At 45.1% G+C, this 26292-nt stretch carries 19 protein-coding genes; 4 read left to right on the top strand and 15 right to left on the bottom strand.

Translation table 11 applies throughout. From position 1 onward, the window contains the following. The first annotated feature begins 291 nt into the window (after positions 1–291). The gene (locus IFO66_RS21360) at positions 292–1284 is read left to right on the top strand and encodes a LacI family DNA-binding transcriptional regulator (RefSeq protein WP_192027062.1); all 993 of its coding nucleotides are present in this window, start codon (positions 292–294) and stop codon (positions 1282–1284) included. A gap of 54 nt (positions 1285–1338) precedes the next feature. On the opposite strand, the gene IFO66_RS21355 is transcribed toward IFO66_RS21360, so the two are convergent. From IFO66_RS21355 to IFO66_RS21340, 4 genes are all read right to left on the bottom strand, one after another. Beyond that, entirely contained in the window at positions 1339–3957 is a 2619-nt protein-coding gene (locus tag IFO66_RS21355; RefSeq protein ID WP_192027061.1) for a transglutaminase-like domain-containing protein, read from the bottom strand. Next, a complete protein-coding gene (locus IFO66_RS21350; protein WP_192027060.1) occupies positions 3938–5485 on the bottom strand; it encodes a DUF58 domain-containing protein in 1548 nt (515 codons plus the stop codon). Before IFO66_RS21350 ends, IFO66_RS21355 begins: the two co-directional genes overlap by 20 nt. Then, complete coding sequence (locus IFO66_RS21345; RefSeq protein WP_192027059.1) at positions 5482–6654, bottom strand: AAA family ATPase; 1173 nt, start codon at positions 6652–6654, stop codon at positions 5482–5484. Before IFO66_RS21345 ends, IFO66_RS21350 begins: the two co-directional genes overlap by 4 nt. A gap of 308 nt (positions 6655–6962) precedes the next feature. Continuing rightward, the gene (locus tag IFO66_RS21340) at positions 6963–8420 is read right to left on the bottom strand and encodes a polysaccharide deacetylase family protein (RefSeq protein ID WP_225445964.1); all 1458 of its coding nucleotides are present in this window, start codon (positions 8418–8420) and stop codon (positions 6963–6965) included. A gap of 378 nt (positions 8421–8798) precedes the next feature. On the opposite strand from IFO66_RS21340, the gene modA reads away from it, so the two are divergent. Beyond that, a complete protein-coding gene (modA, locus tag IFO66_RS21335) occupies positions 8799–9623 on the top strand; it encodes a molybdate ABC transporter substrate-binding protein (RefSeq protein ID WP_192027057.1) in 825 nt (274 codons plus the stop codon). Positions 9624–9747: 124 nt separating this feature from the next. Here modA and IFO66_RS21330 read toward each other — a convergent pair whose 3' ends face one another. The 11 genes from IFO66_RS21330 to IFO66_RS21280 all read right to left on the bottom strand — a co-directional run bounded on the left by IFO66_RS21330 (position 9748) and on the right by IFO66_RS21280 (position 23158). Further along, the gene (locus IFO66_RS21330) at positions 9748–10620 is read right to left on the bottom strand and encodes a GNAT family N-acetyltransferase (protein ID WP_192027056.1); all 873 of its coding nucleotides are present in this window, start codon (positions 10618–10620) and stop codon (positions 9748–9750) included. Between the two features lie 41 nt (positions 10621–10661). Continuing rightward, entirely contained in the window at positions 10662–11609 is a 948-nt protein-coding gene (locus tag IFO66_RS21325; protein ID WP_192027055.1) for a bile acid:sodium symporter family protein, read from the bottom strand. 220 nt (positions 11610–11829) lie between these two features. After that, positions 11830–12096, bottom strand: a complete 267-nt coding sequence (locus IFO66_RS21320) for a YqkE family protein (RefSeq protein WP_192027054.1) — start codon at positions 12094–12096, stop codon at positions 11830–11832. 122 nt (positions 12097–12218) lie between these two features. Then, positions 12219–14183, bottom strand: coding sequence for a methyl-accepting chemotaxis protein (locus IFO66_RS21315; protein WP_192027053.1), 1965 nt, complete (start codon positions 14181–14183; stop codon positions 12219–12221). Between the two features lie 174 nt (positions 14184–14357). Then, positions 14358–16322: a methyl-accepting chemotaxis protein gene (locus tag IFO66_RS21310; protein ID WP_192027052.1), complete on the bottom strand. Its 1965-nt coding sequence runs from the start codon at positions 16320–16322 to the stop codon at positions 14358–14360. A 312-nt stretch (positions 16323–16634) separates the two neighbouring features. Then, a complete protein-coding gene (locus IFO66_RS21305) occupies positions 16635–18602 on the bottom strand; it encodes a methyl-accepting chemotaxis protein (protein ID WP_192027051.1) in 1968 nt (655 codons plus the stop codon). Positions 18603–19286: 684 nt separating this feature from the next. After that, complete coding sequence (bcp, locus tag IFO66_RS21300) at positions 19287–19760, bottom strand: thioredoxin-dependent thiol peroxidase (RefSeq protein WP_192027050.1); 474 nt, start codon at positions 19758–19760, stop codon at positions 19287–19289. A 93-nt stretch (positions 19761–19853) separates the two neighbouring features. Then, positions 19854–20360, bottom strand: a complete 507-nt coding sequence (locus tag IFO66_RS21295) for a DinB family protein (protein ID WP_192027049.1) — start codon at positions 20358–20360, stop codon at positions 19854–19856. Positions 20361–20544: 184 nt separating this feature from the next. Beyond that, positions 20545–21330, bottom strand: a complete 786-nt coding sequence (locus IFO66_RS21290; protein ID WP_192027048.1) for an ABC transporter permease — start codon at positions 21328–21330, stop codon at positions 20545–20547. 3 nt (positions 21331–21333) lie between these two features. After that, complete coding sequence (locus tag IFO66_RS21285) at positions 21334–22131, bottom strand: ABC transporter permease (RefSeq protein WP_192027047.1); 798 nt, start codon at positions 22129–22131, stop codon at positions 21334–21336. 1 nt (position 22132) lies between these two features. Then, entirely contained in the window at positions 22133–23158 is a 1026-nt protein-coding gene (locus IFO66_RS21280) for an ABC transporter ATP-binding protein (RefSeq protein ID WP_192027046.1), read from the bottom strand. A 208-nt stretch (positions 23159–23366) separates the two neighbouring features. On the opposite strand from IFO66_RS21280, the gene IFO66_RS21275 reads away from it, so the two are divergent. Beyond that, positions 23367–24380, top strand: coding sequence for an LCP family protein (locus IFO66_RS21275; protein ID WP_192027045.1), 1014 nt, complete (start codon positions 23367–23369; stop codon positions 24378–24380). 102 nt (positions 24381–24482) lie between these two features. After that, positions 24483–25802 (top strand): glutamate-1-semialdehyde 2,1-aminomutase, encoded by a 1320-nt coding sequence (locus tag IFO66_RS21270; RefSeq protein WP_192027044.1) that lies wholly within the window; start codon positions 24483–24485, stop codon positions 25800–25802. The last annotated feature ends 490 nt before the right edge of the window (positions 25803–26292 follow it).

Below are 26292 nucleotides of genomic sequence, written 5' to 3'. Positions count from 1 at the left end.
GGCCGTCACGCCGATCTGAACTACAAACACGAACGTCCAAATCGTAACGCCAACCTCGCTCTTCTCGTCTTACATGTTCAAGATAAAGGATGAAACGCGTTTCAGAGCAAGCGTTTTTCATAATATTTTTTTAAAAACCGATGTTTAGCGATGGTTGCGATCACAATGTACAAACACTCATACTATGATAATTTGAGGCGTTAGCAGTACTTGGTATACAATGAGTAAAAGATTAATCATCGAACATAAAAGTAGTATAGTGTTTAACGATACATAGCAGAGGTGAATGAATTGGCTAACATTCGTCAAATTGCAAAAGAAGCAGGTGTTTCGGTGACGACGGTATCACGTGTACTTAATGGCCATCCCTATGTGCGAGAGGACAAGCGCCAAGCAGTCATAGAAGCGATGGATCAATTGCAATATACCCCGAACCGAAATGCTATTCATTTGGCGAAAGGACGAACTTTCATGGTCGCGGTTATGCTTCCTTTTGCAAATCACCCTTACTTCTCTGGACTTGTCGACGGGATTGCTTATGAAGCATTACAGCATCAATATCGGATTATCCTGTGCCAAACCGACTACAATATAAGTGAAGAAGAGCGTGCTCTTCAGTTGCTGCGCGATAAATTGGTAGATGGCGTTATTATTTGCTCACGTCAATCTTTTTGGCATGATATCGAACCCTATAAAACATACGGCCCTATCGTTGCTTGCGAATATACAGAAGTACCAAGTTTTTCGAGTATTTATATGGACCACTACCAGACAATGAAGCATGCGCTGGATGTTCTCATGGATTATGGGCATGAACGGATAGGGTACTGTTTAGGTCGCCCTGATAGCTACAACAGCGACAAACGCTTACTTGCTTATCGCGAAGCACTACAGCAACTTGGCGAACCATTTCGTCCTGAATGGGGATTCCACCATTGTTACAATGTTGAAGATGGCGCAGAGGTTATACGTACATTGTTGCAAATGGAAGAACGTCCAACTGCACTGCTCGTTGCAGGTGATCAGTCAGCAGCCGGCATGATGTTGGAACTGCGTAACCACAGCGAAGCAGACATACAGTCCTTTTCTATTATCGGGTTCGATAACTTGCCAATTGCCAAAGTGCTCGGCCTGACTACGTTTGATCTTTCAAGTTATGATATCGGACGGAAAGCTTTTGAACTGTTCAAGTATCAACTCGACCATCCAGATGATCCGCCTGAACATCATGAACTGCCGTTTCGCATGATTCATCGCTCCAGTATATATCGGGTGAATACATAAAATGCAAGCAGCCTATTTGGGCTTCCCATCATTAGAAAAGAGTAGCAGACACCATTAAAAGTCTGCTACTCTCCGCTTTTTAGTAGGAAATAATTCAGAGCAAATACGCCCTAGTTCATCATGGTGATTCAGACGCTTATCTACGGCCGCATACAACATTTCATTGCTGCATGAGATAAAGCGTTTTAATGCATCACGCTCACTGTGCGTAAGCTTATTGCCCAGTTTCTCACACCCCGCCTGTACATAACACTCCAATGTCATACTAGGCGCCCGTTCACCTAATCGGCTTTGCATGATAGACCAAGCCAGCTCACCTATACGCAGTGCACGACTTCTGCTGTAGTTTCGCTGCTGTTTGCGCAGCAAGAAGCGCAGCGTCCAAAGTGGGGATTTTCGCGAAATACTTACCGTAAGCCATCGGGCTAAACCTCCTATCGCAATCAGCAGCACAACTGCTGCGATGCTCACAGATATCGGATAAGCGCCCCATAGTCGTCCCCAGCTATTTCCTTGCAAAAACGTAATTATTGTTGCTAGCCAATCTGTCCAAAATGCTTGATGCTGCCAAGCTTCAAGCTCCGCCAACAGCTGTTGCCATAAAGCAGTAGTATTCATGAGCAGCTTCTCTCCGCCCGCTTTCATCGCTGAAAAAGTGGATTCCCATATCGGATTTAGCCACTTTTGAATATGTGTTAGTATAGAATCTACTGTCATTGCAGTACCTCCGAGCGCTCTATTGTACAACTGCGCATTCAGCTCGTACGATGCATTTTCACCTTGTATAACATCTGCTCTTGCAGGAACCGCCACAGCCTGCTCCACATCCTGAACGATACCTCTCGCAGGTGTTGGATCGAATGGTACCCAACCCACTTCAGGTATGAAAACTTCCACCCATGCATGTGCGTCTGAATGACGTACCGTATAGGTGCCATCTGCTTCTTGCTCTCCTGGTGCAAAACCTTTGACCCATCGAGTAGGAATGCCTTGTGTCCGCAGCATAACTGCCATCGCAGTGGAGAAATGTACACAGTAGCCTTGCCTCTGCTCAAACAAGAAATGGTCAACAAAATCAGCTTCCTCTTCTGGAACAGATGTGGCTTCCGTTGTATAGACGTAATTCTCCAACAAGTAGCGTTGAACACGCTGCACTCGTTCATATCGGTTAGAGGCACCTACCATCAGTTTTGCTGTAAGTTCCTCAATTCTACTCGGCAAGTGCGCAGGCAGTTCTGTATATTTTCGCTGCAATTGTTCTGGATCATCCGCATCTATTAATCCAGCAAACAACGCTGGTGTTCCAATAAAATGACTTACTTTGACGGTGTAATCCATCACTTTAGTATCGCTTATGTTGACTGGTTCCCGATTCACTTGAATGAGCCGTCCACCATGCAGTACAGGCATGCCTGCAGGAATTTGTTCAAACCGTACATGCTGTTCAAATGGTTCTGTCCATGCATCTGCCATGAAGTTAGATGAACTGCTGTTATTCGACGAAACCAATTGAATCATTTCTTCTTGCTCCCTATCATCGAGAGCATCCCAGCCTTGTCCCGTATATATTCGCTTAGATTCAGCTCGCCAATAAGTCGGGTACGGGGTCGTTGCACGAAACAACACTGCTTTGTTCAGCCGAATTGGCATACCAAGCTGACGATCATCCTGTCCGTATCCTGTCATGCCAACCGAAGCGATAGGGCGGCCGTCTTTGTTTGCCTGAGCTTGCATTCGATCATCATTGTCTATCAGCTTCTCGAACTTTTCTTGCACCCATGCCTCAAGGGCAGGCCATACAACAGGGCTTCTACTAGTAAAGGTCATCGCCCATAGTGTGTAAGCCACTACTAACACAACAGCCAGTGATATCGTTGCCAGCCACCAACGAGCAGGCCATGACGCTGTGCTCTGATCGCTTCCCTCACGCTGGCGCTGCAATTGCAGCCATGAGATAGCAATCATCGTCCAAATGAATGCTCGAACAAGTCCATCGCCTGTGTCGAGTCCCATGATTTTTTCCATCAGCAGCAAATATACGATGGTCGCGGTACTGAACAAACTGACCGAATAAGAAGAAGTCATCAACGACTGGACGAGCAAGCTTAACAGCATAATAAACACCAAAATTACTGCCATCTCACCTGCATCTGAATAGCGAAAGTGCTCTCCTGTTATGAAATACATGGCCATCCCTTCTACATCTATAGCCCAAGAATGAATCGTCACCACGAGCTGTCGTGGCATGGAAAGTACATTTGTTAGCCACGTTTCTTCTCCTAAACTTGCCCATGCACTGACGAATAGAACGGTTAAGCAAACAAGCCCACCCCGCAACCATTTGGAAGAACAGCATAGACCGATCATCAGAGCAGCACCCATAGGTATGAGCCATGTGCTTAAATGAATGGACATACTTAAATAGGTTGATTGATAGAAAGGAAGGAGCCATTCTACAAACAATCCCATCAACAGCAAGTTGCAGCCTAGCCAACTCCACCAATGAATTAGTGATGTAGTACGTTTGTCACTTAATCGAGTAGCCTGCATGCCGCCATTGAAGGGAGCACTCCGGCTTGTAGATACATCGATTGCTTCTATGGCTATCTGTCCACTCCGCTCTCCATTTGCGAGAGGCGATAACCGTTGTCGTTCAGTTGTGAAAAGAAACATCGCCGTTTCCTCCCGCATGTTTATTCAAGGGATCTCCCATCCGTATTCGTTCTGACAGCTGCTGGGCCGCAGCGTCTGTCTGCATGTCCAAATTCGGCGCCTGATCCAGTGTAAGTATCTTCTGCTGGATCGAGGCTTGAATCCAACACGAAATGCTGGATATTTGATAGTCAGACTGAATCGATGCTAAACGAGAGGACGCTTCATAAGGACTAATAACGATTACTGACGCCTGAGTAGAAAAAAAGCGATGCGCTGCTAATGATGACTGAACTGTACTTCCTACGCCCGTGCCTTCCTCCCCTAGCCTCCTACCTGCTGCAAGATGAACGATGACCGATTCATAGCCACGAACCCATGTTTCTGTGCATGTTCGAAATAGCTGTATTGGTCCACGATAGCCGCTCTTTTGTAGTCTCCATACCCACTCTAGTGTTGTGTCAATTAACGCTGCAAAGGGTTCCTTACTCAACGGATTCCCTCGTACTGAACAATCATCGAACAATATAATCATCTCTGTCTCATCCATAGCTTGATGAGGGCGAACAACTAACTGGCGATTTTTTGCATAGTTTCGCCACTGAATGGAACGCCAAGCATCCCCCTTCTGATAGGGACGAAGCTCCATCGAGGCTATCATCGCTTGAGATGTATGCCGCGGCTTCAAATTATCTATAGATTCCATATAAGCCTCCGTACCATCTGCTCCCTTGGACATCGTTTCTGCCCGTAACATTTGCATAAGCAGTTGCTGCAAGCCGTCATCGTTAATCCATCGAACAGCAGAAGGAACGACAATCGCGTGACTTGGATCTATTGCCTTGTGTCCGACTGCATGTGGTTGTAATGCAGCGTCAGCATGCTGGCAATGTTGTAAAACTAACGCCTGTTCTAAGGGTTGGATGAACCGCCCTCTGCGCCACCATCCAAGCAAATCGCCTGTTACGATATGCGTGCCTCCATGGCGATACATGCCTAGTGTCACGGCAGGCAAGCTCATCTTACAGATAAGGCGGCGCTGGCTGCCTGGGTAGAGCATGCGGGTGCAGGACAACTGCTCCAGCACCTCACCTTGCTCGTCTACCCGCAGCCACACTTCTGTGACTTGCAGCCACATTCGCGGCAGGCGTGACCGCGAATGTATAGTTGTTGTCCAGACGAGCTCTGTCTCGACAGGACCGATCTTGTGACCGCACCGCGTTGTGGCTGTGCGAATAAGCCGCAGCGGTGCGGTCAGGCAGCTCCACGCGGCGAAGAGCCAATAGCCGAGCAGCGCGGAGCCCATGAAGCTGAGCGCTCCATGTCGCTCAGCTATGCCCCATGCGAGCAGGACTAGCGCTAGCAGTCCGGCTGCCGTTGGGCGCAGCCATGCAGCGCCAAGGTCTGTTCCGCTTGCCTCAAGCGGCTGCGGCTTCGTATGCTCTACGCGAAGCTGCTCGTGGTGAAGCTGCGGGTTCGCACGCTTCAGGTGGAACTGCTTATGATGAAGTTGCCCCTTCGGGCACGGCTGCAATAGCGGCGGCTTCATCGGAACAGACCCCCGAGCCACGAGTGGTTGGCTCGGCGCTGCTTGCGCAGCATAGCAGGCAGCTGCTCAGGCACGCTGCTGCCTGCATAGGCCGGGCGTCGGAGCAGCTTAGCTGCTCTGCGCGCCTTGCGGCCCCCTTGACTGCCGCTACCGCCCGCACTCGCATGCGTGCGCGGCAGCTTATGGCCGAATGTCGGCACCGGTGCGCTCAGCAGCAGTTCCTGGATTATGGACGCCTGCCGCTCAGCGGCATCCTCCCCACCACGGAGCTGCAGCCGATGCGCCAGCACCGGCACCGCCACGGCCTGCACGTCCGCAGGTATAACATAGTCCCGGCCGTGCAGAAACGCTTCCGCTTGGCTCGCTCGCAGCAATGCTGCTGAGCCGCGCGGACTAACACCAAGACGTACGTCGGCGTGGCTTCGCGTCGCCTGTACCAACTCTACGATATAGCGACAAATGGCCGCATCCACATGCTGCTTGCGAATCCGCTTTCGTATTAAAAGCCACTCCTCTGGCGTTAAGACAGCACGCACTTTTCGAGTGTAGCCTTCGTAAGCCAACTGCTGAATAAGCATATCCGATTCCATTTCTGGATCTGGATATTCAATCGTTAATCTCATCAGAAAGCGATCCAGCTCTGCTTCTAGCAAACGGTACGTACCTTCAAACGATAACGGATTTTGAGTCGCGATAAGCATAAATGGCTCTGGCAGTTTACGTGTAATCCCATCAACCGAAATCGTCCCTTCCTCCATCGCCTCCAGCAAAGCTGCCTGTGTACGCGTCGATGCTCGATTCAACTCATCCGCAAGCACAATATGTGCATCCAATGGACTTCCGCTGTAACGCAGTTCGCCTCCCTTTGGATCAAATACCATACTCCCTGTTACATCAGCTGGCAGCATATCAGGCGTCATCTGTAAACGACGATAATCGGCGGCAGTGACTTGCGCTAACGTACGCGCAAACAGAGTCTTCCCTACACCTGGGGCACCTTCCAGCAGCAAATGACCGCCGCACAGCATCGTAATGCAAGCAAGTCGAAATACCTCTGGCTTGCCAACTACAATCTGCTGAAGCTGTTCCAGCAACTGTGGAAAATCATGCTGCACAAAGCTCGACGTCCAATCCGGCTTGTCCTTTATATTTTCATAACAATCTATCATTGCAGTGATACCTCCATCCCTTACATGCTTGTCGCACAACACTAGATATTGATGTAACATCGCCTACTAGCTTACTAGTCTCAGTCTCGCCCAATTCTATGATTTGTAAACAAATAGACAGCTAGACTAGAGCATGAAAATAACAAAAAAACCTTCTACCTCACGAGGAAACACAGCCTTAGAACAAGATGCCTATTTTTAAGCATCTCTATCAGTTAGTGTCCCTTGTTTGTGAAATAGAAGGTTTTACATTGGCACGTATTTATGCGTAATCAAGTTTCAATAAATCCATTACTACTACATTATAGTTAAGCATCGATCTTCCCCAATTCTAGAGGAATAAACTCATGCTTTAACAATGGAATGGTTATTGTATCTAGCACTGGACGAAGCGGTATCCACAGCACCCCACTTTCTTCGATCCCTTTCCAAGTTAAGCGCTCACGTTCATTCTTACCAACCTGCCAAACAGCATCACCTGTCGTCCGATTAACAGTAATGGTTCCTTGTTTAAAATGAAGCTCAATTGGGCTCGAATGATCGTTGATGATAATTTCTCCATCTAAATGGGTAGTCAATATACGCGCAGGAATATACGTATTTTGTTGGATACGTTTGTACTGTCCCGGCTGCAAATTGAGCATTCCTACTTCTGTTGTTGCCTTAAAACGCATCGAGCTTTCTTTTTGATTGTCGAAATGTTTTTGTGGCTGTTTTTCCGGTCGCTTCTCTGGACGTTGTTCACCTTGGCGTTCTGGCTGCTTCTCACCTCGTACATCTACTGCCTTTACGTGCTGGTCAATCCAGGCCTGTGAAACAGCCTTACGTTCCCAACGCTTGCGTGTCGCTACTTTAAATTGCACGGGCTCTAAGTCTGAAGTCATGATCTCAAAGGTATAGCCTTTATCACGATAAAAGTTAATAATATCTGGCAGCGCCTTAACCGTCTCACCATGCCCTGCACTATCATGCATAAGCACAACCGTATGTGGCAATCTAGCACCAGCTCGGATCGACTTCATAATCTCGCTTTTTGGTACATTTGCCCGCTTGGAATCCCCACTATCCACATGCCAATCATGTACGATATAACCAGCTTGACTTAACAGTTCAAAATACTGTTTATCAAAATTCAAATATGTTCCTCCTGGAGCACGTACAAGGCGCGGCTCATAGCCAACTACCTCTTTGATCGCTTGTCCCGTATCTCGGATTTGCTGCCAAAAATTCCGGAAGTCGCTGTACAGCTTTTTATATGCATGATTATAGGAGTGATTCCCAATCGCATGACCTTCTGCATCAATCCGCTTCAACAGCTCTGGATTCTCCTTTACTTGCTTACCCAGCACGAAAAATGTGGCTTTTACCTTTTCACGCTTCAATATATCCAACACATCAGCGGTATGCTTACTAGGACCGTCATCAAATGTTAAATAGACAACTTTGCTAGAAGATGGAACAGATTCCTTAACAGCAATAGCTGGATTAGCAAATTCATTAGTGATAGAACGAGTAGGTATTGGTGCAGATTCTTGCTCACTTAGATGGAATTGCTTGTCCAGCAAATCCTTAGCGTCTCTAGTATCACCCATGTGCTCCATCCACGATTGAAGCCTGCTTCCCCCTGCTTTATTGGCATCAATAGGATCAAGCCCTGTCCCAAATAAGAAGACGACTGTTAACACTAGCACCAGCATTTTGCTTACTATATTGGACCATCTCTTTCTTCGTGCGTGTGGACTCCTTCTCACAAACACTTTCATCATTAGCATCCTCCTTCAGCAGTACATCTGATCGGATTTAAGAATCCGCAAGCTTACATATTCTCTATCAGTTACATCAGGAACCTAGCTGTTAGAGCTAAAATAATGTTGCGCACTTTAATTGGGTAGGGGCAACTTCCTTGCATGGACATCAATCTAAATCTGTAGTTCAGCTTATGATAGATTGCTATGATTCATGACGGTTTCTAAGATAAATAGAATAAGATCCGCTTGTATTTATTTTCAAGGGATATTTAATAATTCCATTTCATCTATACTTCTTAAATTGAAAGTATGAACCGATCCTTCTATAATAAAATGGATATGCTTGGGCATCAATTCGAATCTACTATGATTAAGGATGAGTGAGGAAATAAACGAATGAAGGAATCGATTCTGAAGCGCAGCAAAGTCCGCGCGCTAATCGCATATGTATTACTGCCTGTGTTATTGCTGCATTCCTGCAATCTGTTACCCTCAACACCGCCTAATGAGAACGATCCTGCACAAGGAACATTAGTCGTCTCGGCAGATACTAGCTTGCAAACCGTGCTAGTAGAGATACAAGATAACTTCGAGCGAAAATACCCGCATGTAGAGGTGCAGCTCAATTTCGGAGCTTCTGGAACTTTACAGAACCAGATTGAACAAGGCACAGCAACGGATATATTTATGCCTGCTAGCAGCAAGCACATGAACAGTCTGATCAAGTCAGGATTCGTCACTGCCGACCAACAGCAACATTTACTAAGCAATGAGCTTGTTGTTATCGTAAACACAACGAACAAACAAACTTGGTCAAGCTTGAAGAAGCTAACTTCAAGCGACATGGAGCGGATTGCGATCGGCGCTCCTGAGACCGATTCCGCAGGTATGTATGCGGAACAAACGTTACAACGCTTACATTTTTGGAATGACATTAAAAATAAAGCGGTATTCACAAAAGATGTTCGCCAAGTTCTCTCTTATGTAGATACCGGCAATGTCGACGCTGGCTTTGTTTATCGTACGGATGCGTTAGTAGCGAAAAACTCCAAAATCGTTCACTTTGTAAGTCCAAAGCATCATGATCCAGTCGTCTATCCGATTGGTATCATTCAGCAAACACGTAATGTAGAAGCTGCACAGCTATGGATGGCATATGTGCAACAGCCCGAGGCACAACAAATTTTCAAGCGTTATGGATTTAAAATAGCGGGCGAATAACCGTTTACATGAAAAGGTAGCTGCTTGTAAACAGCACAATTAAGTTCATGGATAAAATAAAGGGATCTGCATATGGTTCATCCCCAAGATGCAGATCCCTTTATTGTTTAGTAAACGATGTTCATCATTCTTTGTAATAGAAACATAAGTCATGGACATGCTGGAAACCGACCTTTTTGTACAACGGAATAGCTTTATCATTGTTGGCATTTACACACAACGTAATCGCTTCAATCGTTTCAAAAGCAAACAACCAAGTTAGTGCAGCCGTCAATAAGCGATTGCCTATGCCTTTCCCTCGCTCGGATTCAGTCACTCCAAAAAACTCGATGCTAGCTTCTCCAAACTCTGGTTCAGCTTCAACATAAATATACCCCGATAATTCCGCTCCATTTGTAATGATGAACACTTTTCTATGTTCATTTACACGCTCTACAATTTGTTGACCGCTGTAATACGTATTCGGAAATACACGATTATGTAGTTCAATCATTTCAGTATAATAGGATTCTGTTAATTCGACAGCTCCTGCTTCTGTTAACTTGCAACGATCCGCCCGTTGAAACTTAAGAATGGCTTGTTCGCTTTCTTTAGAGAAATCAAAATATTCGGCTAGTTGAATAACAGGTGCATTCTTTTTATTTGGAAATAAGCTTAGCGAGTGGATTTCTTTAGGAAGCAGATCAACCATTTGACTCCACAACTTATCAACATGTTCCCACTTGTCTACCTTCACAAATGGTCCCCATATTTCAGCGCAATGTTGCTCTAGATCTGCATCGAAACCCAGCACGCCAATCAATTCATCATTCTCATAAGCGAGTACGAAACCTTCATTGTATGGAACATCGGTTACATCCTCTATAAATGAATGTGCAATCACTTGATACTCTTTGCCACAATAGCCAATATGTGACTCTTCGATCTGATTTAACGCCGCGATAAAGCGAGAAACCTGGTCTACATCGGCTGCATTCATACTGCGAATCTGTACCATGCCTTGTACACCCCTATTTTAAAATGGATCGACTTATCGTTCTATTCCTTCATCTCCGACTTAGACTTCATTCGACTATAAATCATTGCTACGATCGGGCCAGATATATTGTGCCACACGCTAAAGATCGCACTTGGCACAGCAGCGAGTGGTGAGAAATGAGCTGTTGCTATGGCTGCACCTAGACCTGAATTTTGCATACCAACTTCGATCGAAACGGCTTTACATGCTGCAAGATCCAGCTTAAGCAGCTTCGCAAACAAGTAACCCATCAGAAGCCCTAAACAATTGTGAAGAATAACAACAGCAAAAATAACGAGCCCTGTCTCTGCTATCTTCTGCTGACTGCCTGCTACTACAGCAGCTACGATTGCTACGATTGCTACTGTGGAAACTAGCGGCAAAGCCTTAATTCCTACTTGTGCAGGCTTCTTAAGCAATGTTTTAAAAATAATACCGAGTATGATTGGGATAATGACGATCTGTACGATAGACCATAACAATGCTGATGCATGAACAGGAACCCATTCACTAGCTAAAAATAAAATAAGTGCTGGTGTGACGATAGGAGCTAATACGGTCGTAATCGATGTAACGGTTACGGATAACGGCACATCTCCTTTTGCCATATACGTCATAACATTGGATGCGGTACCTCCAGGGCAGCAGCCAACGAGAATAACACCTACTGCGATTTCCGGCGGAAGCTGAAGTCCCTTCGCAAGTAAGAAAGCAAGTGCCGGCATAATAAGAAACTGCCCAGCAACTCCAATGATAACGGCTACAGGACGGCGGAGCACCTCTTTGAAATCTCCTAAGGATACCGTTAGCCCCATACCGAACATAATAATACCGAGCAGAGGCGTAATGTATGCACCAATCCATTTAAATAAGTCTGGCCAGATAAATGCTAAGCATGCTGCGATCATCACCCAGACCGCAAATGTTTTTCCTACAAATTGTCCTAACTTCTCCATAATGTCCTCCATGTATGTACAAATGTTTTTATGTAAAACACATTATATATCCTAATTTAGGTATTTGCCACATAAAAATATGAAAATCGAACCAATTTATATGGACAAATTTTCAAGCATTGAAGTAACCTACGCTAAAATGAGCAAATAAAAAACAATGGATAGCGCATCATCAGGGCTTGCTGCCACTGATAACTCTATCCATTGTTTACGTTAGTGAAGCGTAAATGAATTAAGATTTATATTTACGCCAATCCATTTTGTCGTTGTTCAATAAATACTCAAAATCATTATCAAGACGTTTCTGTTCCGCCTTGCGTGCTTCTTCTTCCTTCTTGCGCTCCACTTCTTTGCGTTCAGCTTCAGCTGTCTTCAAATCTTCGCTTTGCGCCTTCAGTTTGCTTAGCACATCCGCACTCAATAAGTCTTTCAACGTAGCTGGCTTATCCGCGGATAGGTTGGAAGAAGGCGTTGGTTGCTGTTTTCTTTTCTTAGCCATCCTATTCACCTCGGTTTCTCCTTCTATTATAACAAGGATAACGCAGCAGGTGAACTGAGCCGCCAAAAGCAACTAGCATTCCGTTGGTAGCTAGCCATCTATCAGGCTATGCATGGTCATCGTTATAGCTTGAACTTCGAAATACTTTCCTCAAGACGCTCAGCCATGCGAGACAATTCTTCCGCTGAATTGCTAATTTCCTGCATGGAAGCCAACTGCTCTTCCGTTGTAGCAGATACCGTTTGCGTACCTTCTGCCATTTTGAGCGTGACAGACTTCACTTCTTGCATGTAGCCGGACATTTCTTCTGTGCCTACAGACATTTGTTGAGCCGAAGCGGATACTTCTTGGATTTGTGTCGCTACAATTTGCACAGCTTGCTCAATACGTTCAAACGCAGCTCCTGCTTCGTGCATGACTTCAATACCAAGGGATACCTCTGATACGCTTTGCTCTGAATTGCGAACCGACTTCTGCATTTCAGACTGAATATGCTTAATCGTCTCTGCAATTTCCTTCGCCATCGTCGAAGATTGCTCAGCCAGCTTACGTACCTCACTTGCAACCACTGCAAAGCCTCTGCCATGCTCACCAGCACGAGCTGCCTCGATGGAAGCATTAAGGGCCAACAAATTGGTTTGTTCAGCGATCCCTGTAATGGCTTTAACGATATCATTGATCTTTTGCGTTTGCCCGCTGAGATCTTTCATCGATTGTCCCATGCCGCTCACACTGCTATTAATGGACTCCATCTGCTGGATCGCTCGCTGAATCGAGCGATTCCCCTCTTCTACCATATCAGACGATTCAAGTGCTGCATGACTAACCGTCTGTGAGCCGCCAGCAATTTGTTTTGCACCCACTGTAATCTCTTGAACAATGCCTTCTGCTTCATTCATATTCGATACTTGCGTTTCTGAACCTACTGCCAGTTGGTTCATGCTCTCCGCTGTATATTGAGATGCTTGAGCCGATTGCTCAGAAGCAGCCGCAAGTTCTTGTGAAGAGGAAGACAAGTGCATCGAAGTATCTGTTACTTCATTGATAACACCACGCAATGAATTCGTCATCGTATCAAAGCTATAGCTTAGTTTACCGAATTCATCGTTCGAGCGAGAGTCAATTTTCACAGTCAAGTCGCCTTTGCTCACTCGATTGGCAGCTCTCATTAATCTTTGCAATGGGTTGAAAATAGAACGAATTATAAAGAAGATAACGACAGCACCAATAATGACCGCAGCGGTTACAATAATAAATGTCGTTCGGAAAATAGGCTGTGACGCCTCTCCATACTCCTCGGTGAGCATCATACCTGCAATTTTCCAACCTGTCTCTTCATTCGTCGTATACGCCATATCTTTTGATTCGCCGTTCAGCATATAATGATGGCGTCCAGAAATTTGACCGTACACTTCGTCCATCCATACTTCCTTAGCTTCGCTTCCTAGTGGCAGCGTTGGATGCACAACATATTTGCCAGTCTGATCGAGGATGATGATATATCCATTCGTTCCGACTTTTACTTGATTCGTCATCGCCATCAGTTTCTTCAAATCTAGATCTACGGCAACAACACCATTACCGTTATCGATAGCACGAGAAATGGTAACTACTTCTTTGCCTGTTAATGCGTCACGATATGGAGGAGTAGTAACGACATCCCCCTTCTTATCCAACGCTAGTGTATACCACTCACGTTTCCTTGGATCAAAGCCTAAGTCTGTCTTAAATTTCGGTGCCTGAATCATGGCACCTTCCTTCGTACCTATATACGTAGAAGCTAGTTCAGGATGAGTAAACTGGAATCGATTTAACAGATCAAAGATTTCCGAATGATCTTGACCCTTCTCTACTAAATCCAGTACAGATCCAGCCAAAAACTCGACATTGCTTTTGCTGTCGGAAACCATCCCGCTTATTTTATCATCCAACAGCATGACACTAGCTTCGGTTGCAGAGTATATTTCTTCTTGTACGATACCTTTAGCCGTATCGTATGAAAACATGCCAATCGACAAACTCGGCACTAACAATATCAATACAAACGCTAAAATAAGACGCGCCCGCACGGATAATTTCCACTTCATATTGTTCCCACCTTGTCACAAAATGTGTATCCTATCTCCCTTACATATCGGCATTTCGGGCCTAAAAATACATGCATAAATATTAACAGGGAAAAGAGCCCATTGAGATTCACTGGGCTCTTTCCTATTACGAATGATTCTATTTAAATAGGCTACTTGTTTGCATAAACTAACCTACACCTTAAACCTTGCAATTAAAGACTCTAGACGCTCTGCCATGCTGGACAATTCCTCTGCTGAGTTGCTAATTTCCTGCATGGAAGCCAGTTGCTCTTCTGTCGTCGCAGATACACTTTGTGTACCGTCTGCCATTTGTACAGTGACGGCCTTAATAGACTGCATATTGCTCGCCATCACTTCTGTGCTCGCAGACATCTGCTGAGCAGCCGCAGACACTTCTTGAATCTGTGTCGCCACGATCTGAGCCGCTTGCTCAATTTCTCCGAATGCCATGCCCGCTTCATGAATAACATCAATACCTCGCGCAACCTCTACTGCACTCTGCTCAGAACTAGATGCCGACTTCTCCATCTCAGCTTGAATATGCTGAATCGTCTCCGCAATCTGTTGCGCCATCGCAGAAGACTGCTCAGCGAGCTTGCGCACTTCACTTGCTACAACAGCAAATCCTTTGCCATGCTCACCAGCCCGTGCTGCTTCAATAGAAGCATTCAATGCCAACAAATTCGTCTGGCCCGCAATCGCTGTAATGGCCTTAACGATATCGTCAATGCTCCGTGCTTGCTCTCTTAAACCTCGCATCGACTGACCTAGCTCACCTACACTGCTATTGATCGACTCCATTTGTTTAATCGCTCGCTGGATGGAATGATTGCCGCTGCCAACCACTTCTGACGATTGCATAGCTGCTTCGCTAACCGTACTAGAACTACTAGCAATCTGCCTCGCCCCAACTGTAATTTCCTCTACAATCATCTCCGCAGCATCCATGCTCGCTACTTGGCTGTCCGACCCTTCAGCCAACTGCCCCATGCTGTCAGCTGTATACTGAGCAGCTTGCGCGGATTGCTCAGAAGCAGCCGCAAGCTCCTGCGAAGAGGAGGCCAAATGCATCGATGTGTCGGACACTTCATGGAGCACGCTGCGAAGCGACTCGGTCATCGCATCAAAACTGTTACTTAACTTACCGAATTCATCATTCGATTTGGAATGAATCCGCACAGTCAAATCCCCCGCACTAATCAACTGCGCAGAGTTCATAAGACGCTGCAATGGGTTCGTAATAGAACGAACAATCAAGAAAACAACCAGTGAACCAATTAGCAAAGAGATAGCGATAACAATTACGGCACTCTTAAAAATAGGAGCCGAAGTCTGCTCAAACTCCTTCGTGTACATCGTTCCGATTATTTTCCAACCAGTCGTCTTGTTAGTTGTAAATACTAATGCTTTAGGTTCTCCCTCAAATGTATAGCTGATCGTACCCGATTCTTTGCTATACAGCTCATCTATCCAATCCGCCTTAGATTCAACGCCTAATTTTTCAGTTGGATGCGCTACATACTTGCGCGTTTCATCCATGATGATTGTATAACCTTGCTCACCAATCTTAATATTTTTCGTCATCTCTAAGATGCCTTTTAAATTCAAATTCATCGACACAACACCTGAGCCATCGTCAATCGTCCGTGATATGGAGACTACTTCTGCCCCTGTTGAAGCCGTATAGTAAGGCGCAGATACGATTACTTCTCCCTTATTCTCCATCGCTTGCTTATACCAATCCCGCTTCCTCGGATCATAGTCTGCAGCCATTTTAAACTTAGGAGATTGAATCATTGCACCATCTTTCGTTCCTACATATGTACTAACAAGCTCAGGATTTTGCGCCTGATAATGAGTAACTAGCTTTCTAGTAGGAGATCCCTCTTCTCCCTTATCCCCAGTTGCCTGAACAATTCCTGCCAAAAATTGAACATCGCTCTTTCCATCCACAATCATCGTTGTGACTTTATCATTCAAGAGCATAACATTTTCTGTAGCTGCATCAACAATCTCTTCCTGTACGATAAACTTAGCCGCATCATAGGAAAATAGACCAATTGACAAGCTTGGAACGATCAAAATAAGTGCAAAAGCCAAAATAAGACGTGTACGTACTGACCATTTGATTTTCATGTTGTCCCCCACTTGATGAAGTTTGTCACCATCTAACAACCTAGTAGTTTTCCCCTCAGTAAATCTCTTTGACACCTATTTCGAGTTGCTCATGCACTCACCTCGCGCCGCTCTCCTCTTAAAATAGTAGCTATACGATAATTTGTTCCATAAATATTATAAATGACATATCAATTTAATGACATAATTTACGATAATTTTGTTGAAAAATGGATCATTATAACTAAAAAAGCTGCCTTGTCAGTACCTGACAAAGGACAGCTTAATTAGAACTTTATTCCTGTTATAGCACAATTACATTGAACTGTATCATTACAATTTGAACTTTGAAATAACAACACCTAACCGCTCTGCCATGCGGGATAGCTCTTCAGCTGACGAACTAATTTGCTGCATGGAAGCCAACTGCTCCTCGGCTGTTGCCGATACGTCTTTCGTATGATCCGCAGCTTGTTCCGTCACAGCCTTCATTTCATTAATATAACCACTCATCTCATCCGTACCAGCAGCCATTTGTTCGGAAGATGCCGATACTTCTTGAATTTGTGTAGCTACAACTTGCACCGCACTCTCCATACGTTCGAACGAAGATCCTGCTTCGTGGATTACTTTAATGCCAAGCTTAACCTCAGCAGCACTGTTCTCTGTATCTTGTGCGGACTTCAGCATTTCAGCTTGTATATGTTGAATCGTCTCCGCTATTTGCTGAGCCATCAAGGAAGATTGCTCCGCTAATTTACGAACTTCGCTTGCTACTACTGCAAATCCTCTGCCGTGCTCACCCGCACGTGCTGCCTCGATCGAAGCATTTAGCGCCAACAAGTTGGTTTGGCCAGCAATGCCAGTTATAGCTGTTACAATATCATCAATACTGCGCGCTTGCTCGCTTAATCCGCTCATCGATTGACCTAGCTGAGTTACACTGCTATTAATCGATTCCATTTGTTCAACCGCTTGCTTAATAAAGCGACTTCCTTCCACAACTACATCGGATGAAAGCGTCGCCGCTTCTGCCACAGATTGCGAACTGTTTGCAATTTGACGCGCTCCTACAGCCAACTCTCCAACAATCGTATCCGCTTGATTCATCTGGCTTACTTGCTGCTCTGATCCTGCAGCTAACTCCGTCATACTTTCCGCCGTATATTGCGAAGCTTGCGCAGACTGCTCAGAAGCAGCTGCTAGCTCTTGAGAAGAAGAGGACAAATGCAGCGAAGCGTCTGACACTTCATTTAATACGGAACGCAATGAATCCGTCATCGCATCAAAGCTACGGCTCAACTCGCCGAGCTCATCCTTGGATGAAGAATTTAGGCGCATCTGCAAATTGCCACCACTTACAGCCTGAGCAACGCCTCTTAGACGATTAAGTGGGATCAGAATAGAACGAATAATATATACGACGACAACCGTGCCAAGTGCTACAGCTACGGCAATAACAATCATCGTTGTGTTCAAAATAGGTTGTGATGTGTTGCCATACTCCTCAGAATACATCGTTCCTGCTACTTTCCAGCCTGTCGCTTCATTTGTAAGGAAGCCCATTTCTTTGGAATCGCCCTCAAACTCATACGTGAACATACCTTGCTTATCTGCAAACATAGGATCAACCCAAGATTCTTCACTTACATCCGATCCTAACTGCCGTGTTGGGTGCACCATGATTTTCTTATCTTTACTTAGCATAATAATATAGCCTTCATGGCCGATCTTCACATCTTGTGCAATATCCATTAAATGCTTAAGCTTTAAATTCATTGCAACTGCTCCCGAACCGTCTTCCAAGGAGCGTGCAATGGTTACGACCATTTCTTTAGTCGAATCCGTCATACGAGGATTTGTAATAACAACTTTGCCTTTGTTCGCCATCGATTCTTTATACCAAAAGCTGTTCCTCGGGTCATAGTTTTCAGGTAGCTTCATTTTAGGAGACTGGATCATAACTCCGTCCGTCGTCCCAACAAATGTACTTGCCAAATTTGGATGAAGCTCTTGGAAATCATTCAACAATTCACGAACAGGTGAATGATCTGATCCGTTATCACCTTTAGCGTTAATGATTTTGGATAAATATTTGATGTTTGCATCACTTTCGTCAATCGCTGCATCAATCTGATCATTTAGCAGCTTAATACTTTGAGCAATAGCAAGCTCCATTTCATGCTTTACGATAGAACTCGCACTATTATAAGAAATTACTCCAATCAAAATGCTTGGAGCAAGCAAAATAAATGCGAATGAGACAATCAATCGCACTTTTACGGATGAAAACTTATTCATGTTGGCCCCCTAAATGTCTTGTTCTTTATGTATCTACTGATTAATTATCGGAAAATGAATGTAAATGCAGTAGAGTTTCACCGTTATTTTCAAAAACCTTTTTATTCCAGTAAATAATTGTATGTACAGATGGTCTTTTTCATCAGTGACTGAACCCTATAAAATAGGTGAACTCGGTTAGAAGAAAGCCATTACTACCTTCCACTGCTGCTAGATCTTCTTCCTCGCACAACGTTTAATTCGCCCTTATGGCTGTTGGAACTTATATTTGAATTTCCATGTGAATTTGAGTTTGTATCCGACTCAACGCTCATACCTTAGAAATTGATGCGATTATGCATCAATTTGCTCCCTTTTTAAGAAGTCGTGGACAAATGCCTGCGATTATGCAGTTATTTAGCCTCCCTTACCTTTATTAACCTTCATTCGCTAATAAAGATTGCACTTTCGCATCAATTTCTTTTCACCGCTCGTTTTCAGCTTAAAATAGATGCATTTTTGCAAGATTGGAGACAAGCTTGGAAAATAGTACGACCGAATAAACACTACAAACCGCTGAACAACACAAAAAGCCGAGTTCAGGCTTATAACTAACCCTAACTCGACCTTGTTCATCATTTTAAATAGAATGCTCGCTCAGTAATTAAACTACTTCAAAGACAGCCTCTCCTACCTGTCGATCGCCTACAGTTGCGCTGCCTGTACCGCTTCTAGCACATCCTGCGTATGTCCGTTCACTTTAACATTGCGCCATTCACGCACAAGTCTACCTTCTTCATCTACTAAGAAAGTAGAACGAACGATACCGTAATACTCGCGACCGTACATTTTCTTCAACTGCCAGACGCCAAACTGTTCGGCTACCGTCTGTTCCGTATCCGACAACAGCAAGAACGGCAATTCATGCTTCGCAACAAACTTGTTGTGAGATTTCAGATCATCAGGGCTAATGCCAAGTACAACTGTATTATACTTCTCAAAGTCACCATGATAATCACGGAAATCACAAGATTCCTGCGTGCAGCCAGGTGTCATATCTTTCGGGTAAAAATAAATAACGACCTTTTTGCCGCGATAGTCTTGCAAACTCACTTGCTCCCCGTTCGATGCCGGAAGTGTAAAATCTATTTGCTGCCCTAGTTGAGCTTGTTCTGTCATCGTGAACCACCTCTTGTCTTTTTACCATCATATAAACCTAGCTTATCACGCTGAATCATCTGCGACAAACAATCGTACGGGATAAACGACTTATTATTTATTTTCAACAAGATAGTGCACATAGTCAGTTGAAATACCTTTATACCCTAACTGCCTAAGCATCGCTGTTATATTTCCACGGTGATACGTTGCATGATTGACCACATGCATAATCAATTCGGCATAGGTAGCTGTCAATGTTGGAAACACAGGATGAGTATACACTCGAGTCTCATCTAAATTTTGTAGCGCTCCCACATGAGTACGATACTGTACAGCTACGTCCGCATAACGCTGCTGGAGCTCTTCAAGTGAAAGCTGTGATAGCTCTCTTATTTTCGATTCGAAATCTACTTTCATCTCTGCACTAAATTCACCTGAAAATGCAGTCATCCACACCTCATCCACCAAACAAATATGCGAAACCACATCATGCAATGTCTTAAATACACTTTGTATTTCTTGCTGTAATACTCCTTCGGGCAGTGTCAATAGATGATTCAATGTTCTCTCATTAGCCCACACATGATAGTCGTACATACTTTCTGCAAAATGCTTCATTAATATCCTCCTCTTACTAGTAGGCGCGTAGTCGACATGCACAAAAAAACGGGTCAGATAGCATTTCTGCTGTCTGACCCATTGTGTGATGGAATTTATTATACCCGAGTGAAAATATATATGGCTACTGTGAACCTTGAGCATCACAAGATATCCTATTGATTCAATATCAAGCTAGATCGTTCTAAGAACCTGCTCCGCGATATCGTTTAACACCAACATTCCACATCGTTAGACCGATCGTAAAGGCAATAATGCCGACGACAGGTGTTAACAACGCCATTTGCTCCATTCCCTTGTCCTCCAAGAAGCGAGATGCCGGCACAATGCCCACAAAAGCAAACGGAAGAATCCACGTCAGCAGCACTTGAATAAAGCGGTTATAGATCGTAAGCGGATAACGGCCGTAGTTCTGAATATTCCATACAAGCGGTAAAATACCTGTCGGCGCATCCGAGTAGAATGAAATAGACGTTAAAGCCGTGTATATACCGAAATAAATGAGCACAGACCCTACAATCATAATAAGTAGCAGAAGGATGTCCAATGCACCGAAATCGATCCCTAGCTGCGAACCTGCGGTGATCATCAATATCGCTCCGACGAAGGAACCAATTATGGATGGGGGATCTACATTTTCCAAAAGGATTTGAAACAGATTATGTGCAGGACGTGTCAATATACGGTCCATCTCACCCTTAACAATGTAACGCTCGCTAAATCCCCACATATTGAAGAAGCAGCTGAAGATCCCGTATGGAATCATAAAGTACCCATAGACGAACACCATCTCATCCCGCGTCCAACCTGCCAAGGTCGGCGTGTGCATGAATACAACGAAGATAAAGATCAAGTTCGTAATTTGGAACATCAAATCGGAAATCACTTCTATCCAAAAGTCTGCCCGATAGGTTAGTCGGGTTTTGGCGTAATTTTTCAAATATTCTGATACAAGCCCTACATAATACATTCGTTACCCTCCTTGCACGAACAAGCGCTGACGCGCTGCACGCCACAGCAGCATAATAGGCACGATCAGCACAGCGAACCAAATCAGCTGAATCGCTAGCACGCCAAGCAGTTCTCCGTCAGGGATACGCCCTGTAAATACGGAGCTTGGAAGATACGTGATCGCTTGGAACGGCAGCCATTCATTTAACGTAATAAGCCAGCCTGGGAAGAACGAGATCGGCACGATTACGCCGGAGAACAAATCCACGATAACCCGCTTCAATCGCATCATCCCTTGGTTATTTTCAATAAAGAAGGCTGTAAGTCCTGTAATGATGTTGATCTGCGAGTTAATAAGGAAGCTCATAAATAACATCCACGCAAATACAAGCCATAGCTTCGGATCAGTTGGCAGCTGTACTGGGAACAAGATACAGGCTAAGATCATTCCTGGGCCCATAAACAACAGCAATCGGAAAATACCTTCTCCGAACCCCTGCATCATCTTCACTAGGATATAGTTGTACGGACGAATAAACTGAATCGCAACGCTGCCATCCCGTATTTCCCTCGATATTTCTTGATCGAGATTGTTAAAATAAAAGGCGCGTGCCATCCACGATACCGCAATATACGTCGTCATTTGTTCGACTGTAAAACCCGCTAGCGTCTCCTGCGAGCCGTATATCGCCTGCCATGTAAAATAGTAAACCCCGATATTGAGCGTATAAATTAATATGCCTGAATAGTAGTTCACGCGGTACGCAAGCATCATGAGGAAACGCATCCGTATCAAATCCAAATAAGCGCTATTTCTCATGTTACGATACCCCTTGCTTAGTTGGCTGCTCCGCATTGCCTGTACGATAAATCTCACGTACGATATCGTCCGTGTTCGTCTCTTCGATGCTCAAGTCAGAAATCGAAACCCCACTCGCCACCCGCGCGATCACATCGGAAACGTTCGCATCCTGTGGCACAATAACACTGGCTTCATATTCAGACTGCACTTCCAATACAACCGGAAGACCCGCTGTCAGGATGCTGAGCTTCTCTTTGGATACTTGTTCTGCGAATTGGAATTTCACTTCCCGACCTTTTCCCCATGTCATTTTCAAATGATCAAGGCTTCCATCATAAATGATGTTTCCGTCATCCAGCATGACAACGCGCGAACATAACGCTTCGATATCTTGCAAGTCATGTGTCGTCAATAGAATCGTCGTACCATGCTCCTTATTCAGTTGCAGCAGGAATTCGCGAATTTCTGATTTCACGACGATATCGAGGCCGATTGTAGGTTCATCTAAAAATAGAATCGACGGTCGATGGAGCAAAGATGCAACTAGCTCACAGCGCATTCTCTGCCCTAAGCTTAATTTTCGTACAGGACGATTGAGCAAATCCTGCAGCTCAAGACGCTCCACCAACTCATCCAAGCGGTGCTTGAAGTCCTGTTCCCCTACTCGGTACACTTTACGGAGCAAGCGGAACGACTCAATGACACCGATATCCCACCACAGCTGACTCCGCTGTCCAAACACGACACCGATATGCTGAACGAACTTCTCACGCTCTGCATAAGGCACATAGCCGCCTACCTTCAAATGACCCGAAGTAGGTACGAGAATGCCTGTTAGCATTTTAATTGTCGTTGACTTACCAGCACCATTCTCGCCAATGTATCCACAGATTTCACCTTGAGGGATGGTGAAAGAAATATCCTTTACAGCCATAACTTCGTTATATTCACGCTTGAACAGGTCCAGCATCGCACCCTTCAAGCCTTCTCGATTGCGCTGCACTTTGAATGTCTTGCGCAGTTTGTTTACTTCGATTGCATTCATTCGTTGAAACAACCACCTTTCTGCTTAACCTTTAACAGTGTAACGCAACTGGGCTTGTCAGGGAAGACATGATGCTTCAGCTGTGAGTACATTCATTGATAAGGCCCTGAATTCGACCTATAATGATAAAAAGCAACAGACACAACTCCATATCGGAATTCACCATGAATAGGCTCTCTTTCTCCGATCGCAGAAAGGAAGAAATGAAATGACATGGTTGAAACAAAAGTGGAAATGGATCCTGCTCGGGGTACTCATTATCATCCTTGCAACTGCCAGCCTGTACACATTGTCGCTCTATCGCAGCTTGGATGGTTTACACAAACCTCCTGACAGCAGCTTGCTGCCTAAACCTAAAGATCCTGCTCAGCCAACCTATGAGCCCCCAAAATGGGAAGGCACAGAACGAGTCAACATTCTGCTGCTTGGAGCTGACTCCCGCGGTATAGATACAGGTGAAGTCCCTCGGTCAGATACGATGCTTATTGCTTCCATTGATCCGATTACCAAGCAAGCGACACTACTATCCTTGCTGCGGGATACGTACATTCCGATTCCCGGACATGGCGACAATCGAGCCAATGCGGCACTTGCATTAGGTGGACCAGAATTAGCCATGAAAGCGATAGGTGATTATACAGGACTACATATCCAATACTATATTTATACCGATTTTCAAGGCTTCATCTCGCTCATTGATGAGCTCGGTGGCATTGAATTCAACGTAGAGAAAGATATGAAATATCGAAGCAGAGCAGATGGGCCCGAGTATGATATCAATCTCAAAAAGGGATTACAAACCCTTGATGGCAAAAGCGCACTGCAATATGTCCGTTTCCGGCATGATGCGATGTCTGACTTTTCCCGAACACAGCGACAACGTGATCTCATGGTTGCCGTCGCAAATAAGATGAAGTCTGTATGGTCGATCATGAAGCTGCCCCAGCTTATCGAAAGTATCTCACCTTACATGGACACGAACTTAGAGGTTAGCGATATGCTGAAGCTTGGGTCATTAGCACTTGATATGAAGGTAGGAACCACACATCAAGTTCCTGGACAAGATATGATATACGACAGAATGATTGGTTCAAGCTCTGTCATCGATCTGCGGCAAGGTTATGACGTACCTACCTATGTGCAGCACATTCTCGAAGGTTCGACTACGTCCGAATCAGAATCGAATACAAAGGCGAGAGCAGAAACAAGCGAAACCCGTTAGCATCAAAGTGTCTTCACATGAAATTCCATATGAGTTCAAGTTGTCAGAGAGAACGACATTTTACAAATGAACACCACTATGACAAACAAGGAGATGATATACATGACTCACCAAAATAGAACTCGTTCGTCTGAGCTATATGAAGAAGCATTACAGCATATCGTAGGCGGTGTAAACAGCCCTTCTCGCTCATTCAAAGCCGTAGGCGGCGGAGCACCTGTATTTATGAAGCGCGCTCAAGGTGCTTATTTCTGGGATGTAGACGGCAATCAATACGTGGATTATCTTGCCGCATACGGCCCTATTATAACCGGACATGCTCATCCCCATGTAACGGAAGCTATCACCCGTGCTGCACAAAACGGTACGTTGTATGGCGCACCTACGGAGCTGGAGATTCAGCTTGCTCGCATGTTGAAAGAAGCGATCCCATCTATGGATAAAGTGCGCTTCGTCAACTCAGGTACTGAAGCGGTTATGACTACTATCCGTGTAGCTCGTGCCTATACGAAACGTAATAAAATTATTAAGTTTGCCGGCTGTTATCACGGCCACTCTGACCTTGTACTTGTCGCTGCAGGTTCTGGCCCATCCACACTCGGCATCCCCGACAGTGCAGGTATCCCTGCAAGCATCGCGCAAGAGGTTATTACCGTGCCATTCAATGACTTAGACAGCTTAAAGCTTGCTCTAGAGCGTTGGGGCGACGATATCGCCGCTGTAATGGTTGAACCAATCGTAGGTAACTTCGGTATGGTTATGCCAGCAGAAGGCTTCCTTGAAGGGCTATGCGAGATGACACGCGCCAATGGCTCGCTCGTTATCTATGATGAAGTGATTAGTGCATTCCGCTTCCACTACGGCTCCACGCAAACATTCCGTGCCTTCCCGAATCAGGCTGCTATCGAGCCTGACCTGACGGCACTGGGCAAAGTCATCGGAGGCGGATTACCAATCGGCGCCTATGGCGGACGCAAGCATGTTATGGAGCAAGTCGCTCCACTAGGCCCTGCTTATCAAGCAGGAACGATGGCGGGTAACCCAGCCTCCATTTCAGCAGGTATCGCTTGCTTGGAAGTGCTGCAAGGCGAAGGCGTATATCCCCGCATGGAGGAACTCGCGATTCGCTTGACGGCTGGCATCGAGGAAGGTGCGAAGCGTTATGGGGTTCCGTTGACGATTAATCGCATTAGCGGTGCATTCTCCACTCATTTCTGCGATCATCCAGTCACGAATTATGAAGAAGCGCAGGACACGGATACAGAAGCGTTCGCAGCGTTCTTCCGTCATATGCTCGATCAAGGCTTCTACCTTGCTCCATCGAAGTATGAAGCGTGGTTCCTAACGACAGAGCATACAGAAACGGACATTGATCGTACGATTGAAGCTGCGCATGAGAGCTTCCGTAGGATGACGAAATAGCGATACTAAATAAACATCAATAGCCCGAACACCCCGTAGATGAAGCTTTAATCAAAGTGTTCATTTACGGGGTGCTGTCGATTATTGTCGATTAGACATGAAAGATTAATAATTTGCTTCAGCGCACACCTGTAATTAATCGATTTATAAACAGTTAGGACTCGGATGTGATTCAACGTTAAGCCCTCAATTTTCAGTATACAGCTTACAGTCTTCAGTCTGTAATACGCCGCGAGACAACCTGAGATCTTTTTCTAATGGGCGCCAGAGAGGTTAATTTCGTGAAATGGCGCATTGTAAAAACGTAACGGGTAGGCGAGCTTATTTGGGCTTTTATTATGATTAAGATCACTATAAGTAACAAATAAGCTCTCTGACGCCCTTTACATTTCAAAACAAGCCAATTTAAGTTGAATAACCTCTGTGGCAACCGCTAGCGCATTGGAACCTACGAAATTAAAAATAGCGGTGCAGGAGTCTTCTCCTACAC

This window comes from Paenibacillus arenosi (assembly GCF_014841135.1).
Lineage (GTDB): Bacteria > Bacillota > Bacilli > Paenibacillales > Paenibacillaceae > Paenibacillus_B > Paenibacillus_B arenosi.
The sequence above is the reverse complement of the archived record's forward strand: the minus strand, read 5'-3'. Positions and strand labels throughout refer to the sequence as shown.